Origin of the sequence: Frisingicoccus sp., assembly GCA_016298055.1 — a bacterium.
In the GTDB taxonomy this organism is placed as follows: Bacteria; Bacillota; Clostridia; order Lachnospirales; family Lachnospiraceae; genus Frisingicoccus.
Map to the genome: position 1 here is coordinate 1 of JAEDDO010000072.1, position 10,174 is coordinate 10,174.

Consider the following 10,174-nt stretch of genomic DNA (forward strand, 5'->3'; position numbering starts at 1 on the left):
AAAGAAGGAAATCTCTCGTTTATATGAAAGATTTCCTTTTTTGTTTAAAATTTATAAGGAGAAGTAGAAATGATCAGCATTTTAGCATTCGCATCGGAGGCATTGACCCAACGGTGTCCGATGTAATTCGGATAATAAAGGGTGTCATATTTCTCAAGTGTGTAGGATTTGTAGTTTTCGAGTTCATAAATGAGCGTTCCTTCAAGGAGAAATACAAGTTCTTCTCCGCCGTGATGCGCAAAGGTACCCGAATCCGATCCGGCAGGTATATCCACGATCGCACCCCACATTTCATTTTTTCCCTGAGTGATCAAAGATTCTACCAGGGCTTTTCCGTTGCTGATATTTCGAATAAACGTCTGTTGTTCATTATGACGAACAAGGCGGACGTTTGAAATCTCGTCATCCATAAAGAGAGAAAATACAGGAATATCAAGAGCGTTGCACAGTGCTTTTAATGTGAGCAGGTTGGGTGAAGTTTTGCCCGTTTCAATCTGGCTGATCGTGCTGGCTGCGGTGTCCGAACGTGCAGACAGGTCACGGAGTGACAGATTCTTTTCTAAACGTCTTGCTTTTAATATATTACCAATTTTTGCTAAATCTATATCAGACATAATTTACCTCCAGTTTAATTTGAAATTATATATAAAAAAGAAGGTTTCGTCAAATACAAATTTCAACTTTATTCAACAATGATGTGATTGACAAAACGAACATTATTCGTTATACTGAACGCAGTTTGATGGAGGAGATGAGGAATTTCTATGAAAATTTTGTTGAAAAACGCGATGATAATCACCATGAATGCCAATGAAGAGGTATACTCTGAAGGCAATATCCTTGTTGAAGATGATAAGATCAGCAAGATTGGATATTTTGAAATGAATGAAGATCCAGATGAAGTCGTAGACTGCAAAGGCAAGATTGTTATGCCGGGTCTTGTTAATACCCATGTGCACACATCTCAGCAGCTGGGCAGAGGTCTGGGCGATGACGTTAATTTATTAACATGGCTTCATGATCGTATCTGGCCATATGAAAGTAATATGACAGAGGAAGATTCGTATGTTTCCACTCTGGCATGCTGTCTTGAACAGATCAAGTGCGGATGTACATCTTTTGCAGAGCCGGGAGGTCAGCATGTGTCCGGTATGGTGCGCGGCGTTGCCAAAGCGGGCATTCGAGCAAAGCTTGCAAAGTCTGTTATGGACTGCGGCGAAGGTCTTCCAAAGGTATGGCAGAAGACAGCGGATGAAGAGCTGGATAAACAGGAAGAAGATTTAAAGAAATTCCATAATACATATGACGGACGTGTGAAAGTATGGTTCGGACTTCGCACAATTTTTAATAATACAGATGATTTGATCGTGCGTACAAAAGAGATGGCGGACAAGTACGGTGTCGGTGTTCATATGCATGTGGCTGAGATTCGGGATGAAGTCGAATATGTGAAGGCAACACGCGGTGACACAACCGTTACACATTTGAATAAGCTGGGTGTTCTGGATAAGAATTTCCTCGCTGTCCATACAGTATGGCTGTCGAATGAGGAAGTAGAGATGTTCCGCGATCATGAGGTAAAAGTATCCCATAATCCGGCGGCAGCTATGAGAGTTCTCGGTTTTGCAAAAGTGCCTCGTATGCTGCGTGAAGGTATCTGTGTGACCATCGGTACAGACGGTGCACCTTCAAATAACCGTATGGATATGGTAGATGAGATGTATCTGACCTCTCTTATTCATAAAGGATGGAGACTTGAACCGGATGTTGTCAAAGCTCAGGAGATTATCCGTATGGCAACGATCAACGGTGCGAAGGCATTGATGGATGAAGATTTATATGGCAGTCTTGAAGTTGGAAAGAAGGCAGACCTTATTGTAATTAATCCGGATTCTGTAGGAATGCTTCCATGTCATGATGCTGTTGCAAACGTTGTAACTTCCATGCATTCTTCGAATGTAGAAAGTACAATGTGCGACGGTAAGTGGCTGATGAAAGACCGCATTGTACTGTCTATGAATGAGGAAGAAGTTCTTGAAGCTGCGAAAGAACATGCGGCAGCGATCCGTTCACGGGCAGGCATTGTTCTTCCTGACCGTTTTCCGGTCATCTATCCGATGTCCTCTAAATAAGTCGATATGATGGGGCAAAAACTTTTGTCCCTACTATATAACAAAATGCAACAAAAGGAAAAAGGAGAATGAAAAAAATGAAAAAAATTGTAGCGATGGCATTAAGCCTGACAATGGCTGTTTCCATGCTGACAGCATGCGGCGGCGGCTCAAAAGAAACAAAAGCAGAAACAAAAGCAGAATCTGCTGCGCAGACAACTGCAGAATCCGCTTCAGAGAAGGCAGCAGAGGGTGAAACATTAAAAGTTGCTCTTTGTGTGACAGGTGCGGTGAATGATATGGGATGGTGTCAGTCTGCTTACGACGGTCTGAAACTTCTTGAAGAAAAATATGGTGCAGAAATAGCTTACACAGAGAATATTCAGGCAGCGGATATGGTAGCAGCATTTACAGATTATGCAGCAAATGGATATGACATTGTTATCGGACATGGTTTCCAGTTTGGTGATCCTGCACTTGAAGTTGGTGCTCAGTATCCGGATACAAAATTTATCTGTGTTGAAGCAGATGTATCTTCTGATAATGTGGCATCCTATGTTATGAAATGTGAAGAAGGCGGATACATTGAAGGTATTCTTGCTGCACATATGACTAAATCCAATAAGATCGGTTTCATCGGACCAATCGAGGGTGCTTCCTTAATTAAGATCATGAATGGTTTTGAAGATGGTGCAAAATCCGTAAATCCGGATATCGAAGTTCAGACAGCATGGACAGGAAGCTTTACAGATACAGCACTTGCTAAAGAAGCTGCACAGGCTATGATCGATGGCGGTGTAGACTTCATTGCTCATGATGCAAATGAATGCGGTAACGGTGCAATTGCAGCAGCTCAGGAAGCTGGAATCTATGCAACAGGTGACTCCTATGACCAGCATGAATTAGCACCGGAAACGGTATTGACATCTTCTATGTACAATGTGCCTGTTCTTATTGAAGCTGCTTACAATGATATCGCTAACGGCGAATTCAAAGGCGAAGTTAAATACCTTGGTATGGCTGAGGGTGTTGTAGAGATGGCTCCATATTATGATATGGAAAGTGTTATTCCGGAAGATGTACGCAAAGAGATCGCTGAGCTGATCGAACAGATCAAATCCGGTGAATTTGTAGTACCTTGCGACACAACTGCAAGATAGTGAACAGAAGATTATAAACGGACACAAGGGACGTGTTGGCTATGGCCGGGCGTCCCCTGTCTGGTTCATCGAAAACATTGAAGGAGAAGATGTATGGCAATCTTAGAGATGAAACATATCAGCAAAGCTTTTTCAGGTGTATATGCGAATGAAGATATTGATCTTGCTGTCGAAAAGGGCGAGATTCATGCACTGCTCGGTGAAAACGGTGCCGGAAAAACAACACTGATGAATATTTTGTTTGGTATTTATACAGCAGATACAGGAGAGATTTACTGGAAGGATAAAAAAGTAAGGTTTGTTTCTCCAAAAGATGCGATTGATCAGGGAATAGGTATGGTTCACCAGCATTTTTCCCTTGTACAAAAGATGACGGTGCTTCAGAATATTATTCTGGGATTAAAACAGGATGGAATCTTTATTTCAAAAATGGAAGCGAGAGCCAGGATTGTCGAGCTGGCTGATAAATATGGATTGAAAGTGAGACCGGATGCACGGATACGGGATTTATCTGTTGGTGAACAGCAGAGAGTAGAAATCCTGAAAGCGTTATACCGGGATGTGGATCTTCTGATCCTGGATGAGCCTACAGGAGTGCTCACACCTAAAGAAACTCAGGATTTCTTTGGAGTTTTAAGAAAATTAAAGAATGAAGGTTACGCGATCATTATTATTACACACCGCATGAGTGAGATTATGGAAATCAGTGACCGTGTGACGATTTTGCGCGATGGAAAGAAAATTAAAGAGCTCGTTACAGCAGAAACAAATCCGAAGGAATTATCCATGTATATGATCGGAAGAGAGCTGAAGGGCGATTTTGAGATAAAAGAGCAGCCGGATAACGGCGTTGCTCTGGAACTGAAAGAAATATGTATTAAAAAAGGTGAAAAGGCCTTGCTGGATCATATCAGCCTGACGGTAAAAAAGGGTGAAATTCTTGGTATTGCGGGCGTGGACGGCAACGGACAGACAGAACTTGCGGAAGTTATTTCCGGTATAAGGAAGAGTACGTCAGGGACGATTCATTTCCTCGGTGAAGATATTGACCGGTTAAATGTCAAACAGCGTTTTGAAAAGGGAATTTCTTATATTTCGGATGACCGGCATGCGGATGGTCTTGTCATCGATATGTCTTTGAAAGATAATATGCTGCTGAAAAATTATGATAAGGAACCTTTCTCAAAAAAGGGCGTCTTTAATAAAAAGCCGATTGAAGAACAGGCCAGACAGGCCATTGAAAAATTTCAGATCAAAACGACAGGAACAACCGGTATGGAATCGATTACCAAACTTCTTTCCGGTGGAAATCAGCAGAAAATCATTATTGCAAGAGAGGTCAATGATGAGGCGAAACTTGTCATAGCCAATCAGCCGACCAGAGGTCTGGATATCGGCGCAACCGAGTTTGTGCGTCAGACGTTGATGGATGTACGTAATTCAGACAGGAGTGTACTTCTTATATCGGCGGATCTGGAAGAAATACTGGCATTGTCTGACAGGATTGCTGTTATGTTTGGCGGAAGTATTGCCGGAATATTGGAACGTAAAGATGCCAATGTTCAGAAGATCGGCCTGTTGATGGGCGGTGTGACAAAGGAGGATATGTAATGACGGACAAAAAAGAAAAAGTGATACAGGGATTAGTCATTGCGTTGATTACCATCGCGGTTGGTACGGTGCTGATCATGATGTCCAATGCCAATCCGGCGGAAGCTTATGCCAATTTCTTTAAAGGCATATTTGGTAATCTGAACGGATTTTGTGAAGTCTTTGTTAAGGCAACGCCGTTAATTTTTACAGGACTGGGCTGTGCAGTGGCTTTTCGTACCGGATTTTTTAATATTGGTGCCGAGGGACAGTTTTATGTAGGTGCTTTGACAGCATCGATGGTTGCTTTAAATATTCAGGGTGCGGCAGGTATTGTGCTGGCACTTGCAGCAGGCTTTCTCGCAGGTGGTGTATGGGCACTGATTGCGGCTGTTTTTAAAGCAAAACTTGGAATTTCTGAAATTATTGTGACGATCATGTTGAACTATATTGCGATTAATCTCGTCGGTATTGCGGTCCGCACGTTTCTTATGGATCCGGCGGGCAGTGTGCCTCAGTCAGCAAAATTCGATTCCTCTGTATGGCTTCCTCAGCTTTTGCCTCCGACACGTCTTCATGCGGGATTTATTCTTGCACTGGTTTCTGTGGCTGTCGTGTGGTTTCTGCTCGAAAAAACAACGGTTGGCTATGAGATCAAGGTTGTAGGTTTTAATAAACGGGCAGCAGCATGCAACGGTATTTCGGTCATGAAAAATATTGTTATTTCTGCTTTCTTAAGCGGAGGTCTTGCAGGCATGGCCGGTGTAGTGGAAGTGCTGGCGATTCAGAAAAAACTTCTGGAAGGTATTTCTTCCAACTGCGGCTACACAGCAGTTCTTATCGCATTGATGGCAGGAAATCATCCTGTAGGGGTTATTGTGGCTTCTGTGGCTATGGCAGCCATGCAGGTTGGTGCAAATACGATGCAGCGCCAGCTGGGTGTACCGTCAGCGATTGTTGACATATTGATCGGACTTGTTGTTCTTCTGATTTTAGCCAAAGGTCTTATTCGTCGGAAGAAAGTCAAGAATGCTTAGAAAGGAGAAAAAGAGATGTTAGAACAGATTTTGACAATAAGTTTTTTTACCGCCTTTTTCTCTGCTATGGTGCGTATGGCTGTGCCGCTGCTTTATGCAGGCTTGGGTGAAGTTTTTGCCGAGAAAGCGGGAATATTAAATATCGGTATGGAAGGTGTCATGTTAAGTGGGGCATTCTTTTCCTTTGTAGGGGCCATGTTTTCCGGAAATTTATGGGTCGGTCTTCTCTTCGGAATTCTGGGAGGCGTCATTGTGAGTATGATTCACGCCTTTTTATCGATCCATCTTGCTCAGAATCAATCGGTTATCGGTCTTGCAATTAATACCTTTGTTCTCGGTATTACAAGCTTTTTCGCTAAAATTATTAAAGAAGGACAAAGTTATCAGCAGTTAAAAACATTTTCAACGATTAAGATACCGGTTCTCAGTGATATCCCGCTGATTGGAAATGCCCTGTTTAATCAGGATATTTTCACCTATCTGCTTTACATTCTTGTCATCCTGATGACAGTGTTTTATGCCAAAACCGCTCTGGGTCTTTCCTTTGAGGCCATCGGAGAACATCCGAGAGCAGCGGATGCGGCAGGTATACCTGTACATAAGTATCAATACATTGCCATGTTGGTGAATGGAATTCTCGGAGGCATCGGTGGTGCCTATCTTGTACTTGTTCAGCTTGGTGTCTTTTCTGAAAATATGACTTCCGGTCGAGGTTATATCGCATTGGCGGCGGTCATTTTAGGAAGATATACACCGGTGGGCACGGCAGGAGCAGCATTGATCTTTGGAGGTGCCAATGCGCTTCAGATTCGACTTCAGGCGGTGGGTGTTCCGCTTCCGGCTCAGGCACTGGCTATGCTGCCTTACATTATTACATTAATTGCATTGCTTGGTTCGATTGGAAGAAGCAATGAACCGGAATCTTTGAGTAAACCATATATTCGAGGAAGCCGCTAAAACTTTATTATGATAAAACAACGAAGAGTATATCGCAAAAATGTACTCTTCGTTTTTCATTAAGCAGAATTGGGTAAACTAAACGAGAAAAGGAGGAGAAGTATGAACAGAAAAGAAAGAGTGTTGGATTTATTTTTTGAGATTGCCGGACTTTTCATTATGTCGATAGGTATTCACAGTTTTATCGTTCCTGCAAATATTGCACCGGGAGGTGTTTCGGGTATTGCGATCATGATTCAATATTTGTGGGGAGCACCGATTGGTTTTATGACCCTTTTAATGAATATACCGATCTTTTTGCTGAGCTGGAAACGTTTGGGAAAAAAGTATACGCTGCAGAGCCTGGGAGCGGTGCTTTTAAGCAGTGTTATTCTTGATTATGTTGTCACACCATGGTTCCCGGTTTACACAGGTGAACGACTTCTGGGGACGCTTTACGGCGGTATTTTAGCCGGTGCCGGGCTGGGACTTGTGTTTTCACGTGGATTTTCCACAGGAGGAACGGATGCCATCTGCTTTCTGCTTCAATTAAAATTTCCTCAGATTCCCATTGGAAAAATGCTGATGCTTGTGGATGGTTTGGTACTTGCCAGTTCGGTGCTTGTGTTTCATAATATAGAAGCGGGGTTATTTGGTGTTGTGGCACTTTTCTGTCAGACAAAAGTGATTGACAGTATTGTCTACGGAAGTGAGCATGGTCAGATGTTTTTTATTGTTTCTGAAAAAAATATGGCGATCAAAGACCGGATCCTCGGGGAAGTGGATCGGGGAGCGACATTGCTCAAAGCAGTGGGGGCTTATACGATGGAAGAAAAAGAAGTGCTTTTATGTGCGGCGAGCAAATCACAATTTGCACAAATAAAAAGAATTGTCAAAGAGATTGACCCGGATGCATTTTTTATTGTTACGGAAGTGAGTCAGATACTGGGAGAAGGCTTTAAATCCGTGATGGATGATACATTATAGAAGGAAAGGACGACATAGATGAAGACACTTGTAATTGCGGAGAAACCGTCAGTGGGCAGGGATATTGCCCGCGTGCTTAAATGCGGTAAAAATAATCAGGGTGCGCTGGAAGGGGAAAAATATGTGGTGACCTGGGCCCTGGGCCATTTGGTGACACTGGCAGATCCGGAAGCCTATGATGAAAGATATAAAAACTGGGATATGGCAGTTCTGCCGATGATGCCCGAAAAATTTCAGCTTGTTGTTATAAAACAGACAGGAAAGCAGTATCAGACTGTAAAAAACCATCTTTATCGAAAAGATATAGGTGATGTTGTTATAGCAACAGATGCAGGACGTGAAGGCGAATTGGTTGCACGTTGGATTCTTGCAAAGGCGGGCAGTAGAAAACCGGTAAAACGTCTCTGGATATCATCCGTGACGGATAAGGCGATCCGTGACGGATTTGCCCATCTGCGCGACGGTCGGGACTATAAAAATCTGTATGCGGCAGCGGAAGCACGCGCAGAGGCCGATTGGCTTGTAGGTATCAATGGAACCCGGGCATTGACATGTAAATATAATGCCCAGTTATCCTGCGGTCGTGTTCAGACACCGACCCTTGCCATGATTGAGGCGAGAGAAAAAGAGATACGTGCATTTCAGCCGGAAAAGTATTATGGATTGACACTGACTGCGGATGGAATTGTCTGGACCTGGCAGGATCAGAAATCCGGAAGCAGCCGGACATTTAGCAAAGATCGAATTCAAAAGATTGAAGAAAAAGTAGGCGGTGAAAAGCTTACAGTGGATAAAGTTCATAAAACGACAAAAAAGACCTATGCACCGGGGCTCTATGATCTTACAGAACTGCAGAGAGACGCCAATAAACGTTTCGGATTTTCTGCTAAAGAAACCTTAAATATTATGCAGCGTCTTTATGAGAATCACAAAGTGCTGACTTATCCGAGAACAGATTCAAGATATATCGGAAAAGATGTGGCCGAAACGCTTAAAGAGCGTTTAAAAGCATGCAGTGTGGGACCTTACCGTAAAACCGCAGGAAAGCTTATCAATCAGACACTGAGAATCAATAAAAGTTTCGTGGATGACAGTAAGGTTTCCGATCATCATGCCATTATTCCGACGGAGCAGTATGTTCAGCTTGAGCATATGACCAGCGATGAGCGGAAAATATATGATCTGGTTGTGCGCCGTTTTATAGCGGTTCTCTATCCGCCATGCGAATATGAGCAGACCACATTAAAGGCCGGATGTGCGGGGGAAGTGTTTACCGCAAAAGGGAAAATTATGAAACAGCCTGGCTGGCAGGAAGCTTATGATGAATTTCAGGAAGAGAGCGGTGAAGAGGATATTCGGGAACAGTCACTCCCGGAAATAAAAGAGGGCAGTCAAATCATCATTAGCCGGGCGAAGGTCAATGAAGGGCAGACCAAGCCACCGGCATATTATAATGAGGCAACATTGTTGACCGCTATGGAAAAAGGCGGACTCGGAACTGTGGCGACCCGGGCGGATATCATTGACAAATTATTTAATACATTTCTCATGGAGAAAAAGGATAAAGATATCCATGTGACATCAAAAGGCAGACAGTTATTGGAACTTGTGCCGGATGATCTGAAGACACCGGAATTGACAGCCAGTTGGGAAAAGAAACTTCTGGATATCTCGGAAGGAAGACTTGCTAAAGACAGATTCATTCAGGACATTCGCGGATATACGGAGGAGATCGTATCAGAAATACGCACGGCAGACGGTACTTTCCGTCATGAAAATCTGACAAATACGAAATGTCCTCAGTGTGGAAAACGGATGCTCTCAGTAAAAGGGAAAAATAGCCGTATGCTTGTGTGTCAGGACAGGGAGTGCGGATACAGGGAGACGGTTGCCAGAACAACCAATGCCCGGTGTCCGAAATGTCATAAACGGATGGAGATGTATGGAAAAGGTGATGCTCAGACCTTTGTCTGTGGATGCGGATATAAAGAAAAATTGTCTGTTTTCCAGGAGCGGAGAAAAAAAGAAGGTGCGGGTGTCAGCAAAAAGGATGTACAGAAATATATGAATAAGCAGAAAAAAGAAGCTGCTCAGCCGTTAAACAATGCTTTTGCAGAGGCATTTGCAAAATTAAATTTAAAACAGGAGTAGTTGTATGCACTAAAAAAAGCCGCGTAAAGCGGCTTTCTTTAGTTGCTTGTATTATTTAAAAAAAAAGGGGGAAGGGTCCATTCATATTGAATGGTGTTATGAAAAAAATCACTATCAAAATTTCTTTTGATGGTTATAGTATAGCCGTGTTCTGTGAAAAGTATGTGGGGAAAATGTGAAAAAATTGTTAAAATTAATTTGT

The 10,174-nt window shown here is 42.9% G+C and carries 8 protein-coding genes; 7 read left to right on the forward strand and 1 reads right to left on the reverse strand.

Annotation, left to right across the window (positions count from 1 at the left end):
- Positions 1–44: 44 nt before the first annotated feature.
- Entirely contained in the window at positions 45–614 is a 570-nt protein-coding gene (locus QZZ35_RS07015) for a helix-turn-helix domain-containing protein (RefSeq protein ID WP_291236749.1), read from the reverse strand.
- Positions 615–764: 150 nt separating this feature from the next.
- On the opposite strand from QZZ35_RS07015, the gene QZZ35_RS07020 reads away from it, so the two are divergent.
- From QZZ35_RS07020 to QZZ35_RS07050, 7 genes are all read left to right on the forward strand, one after another.
- A complete protein-coding gene (locus QZZ35_RS07020) occupies positions 765–2,132 on the forward strand; it encodes an amidohydrolase (RefSeq protein ID WP_291236750.1) in 1,368 nt (455 codons plus the stop codon).
- A gap of 68 nt (positions 2,133–2,200) precedes the next feature.
- Positions 2,201–3,271, forward strand: coding sequence for a BMP family protein (locus tag QZZ35_RS07025; RefSeq protein ID WP_291236751.1), 1,071 nt, complete (start codon positions 2,201–2,203; stop codon positions 3,269–3,271).
- A 93-nt stretch (positions 3,272–3,364) separates the two neighbouring features.
- On the forward strand, positions 3,365–4,882 hold the full coding sequence (locus tag QZZ35_RS07030) for an ABC transporter ATP-binding protein (RefSeq protein WP_291234839.1): 1,518 nt from the start codon (positions 3,365–3,367) through the stop codon (positions 4,880–4,882).
- Positions 4,882–5,898, forward strand: a complete 1,017-nt coding sequence (locus tag QZZ35_RS07035; RefSeq protein WP_291236752.1) for an ABC transporter permease — start codon at positions 4,882–4,884, stop codon at positions 5,896–5,898. Before QZZ35_RS07030 ends, QZZ35_RS07035 begins: the two co-directional genes overlap by 1 nt.
- A gap of 15 nt (positions 5,899–5,913) precedes the next feature.
- On the forward strand, positions 5,914–6,855 hold the full coding sequence (locus QZZ35_RS07040) for an ABC transporter permease (protein ID WP_291236753.1): 942 nt from the start codon (positions 5,914–5,916) through the stop codon (positions 6,853–6,855).
- Positions 6,856–6,957: 102 nt separating this feature from the next.
- Positions 6,958–7,821: a YitT family protein gene (locus QZZ35_RS07045; protein ID WP_291236754.1), complete on the forward strand. Its 864-nt coding sequence runs from the start codon at positions 6,958–6,960 to the stop codon at positions 7,819–7,821.
- An 18-nt stretch (positions 7,822–7,839) separates the two neighbouring features.
- Positions 7,840–9,972, forward strand: coding sequence for a DNA topoisomerase III (locus QZZ35_RS07050; RefSeq protein ID WP_291236755.1), 2,133 nt, complete (start codon positions 7,840–7,842; stop codon positions 9,970–9,972).
- Positions 9,973–10,174 lie beyond the last annotated feature (202 nt).

What these genes read in the sequence shown, in the direction of transcription:
- QZZ35_RS07015 (WP_291236749.1), bottom strand. Translation starts at nt 614, where the DNA reads ATGTCTGATATAGATTTAGCAAAAATTGGTAATATATTAAAAGCAAGA.
- QZZ35_RS07020 (WP_291236750.1), top strand. Translation starts at nt 765, where the DNA reads ATGAAAATTTTGTTGAAAAACGCGATGATAATCACCATGAATGCCAAT.
- QZZ35_RS07025 (WP_291236751.1), top strand. Translation starts at nt 2,201, where the DNA reads ATGAAAAAAATGAAAAAAATTGTAGCGATGGCATTAAGCCTGACAATG.
- QZZ35_RS07030 (WP_291234839.1), top strand. Translation starts at nt 3,365, where the DNA reads ATGGCAATCTTAGAGATGAAACATATCAGCAAAGCTTTTTCAGGTGTA.
- QZZ35_RS07035 (WP_291236752.1), top strand. Translation starts at nt 4,882, where the DNA reads ATGACGGACAAAAAAGAAAAAGTGATACAGGGATTAGTCATTGCGTTG.
- QZZ35_RS07040 (WP_291236753.1), top strand. Translation starts at nt 5,914, where the DNA reads ATGTTAGAACAGATTTTGACAATAAGTTTTTTTACCGCCTTTTTCTCT.
- QZZ35_RS07045 (WP_291236754.1), top strand. Translation starts at nt 6,958, where the DNA reads ATGAACAGAAAAGAAAGAGTGTTGGATTTATTTTTTGAGATTGCCGGA.
- QZZ35_RS07050 (WP_291236755.1), top strand. Translation starts at nt 7,840, where the DNA reads ATGAAGACACTTGTAATTGCGGAGAAACCGTCAGTGGGCAGGGATATT.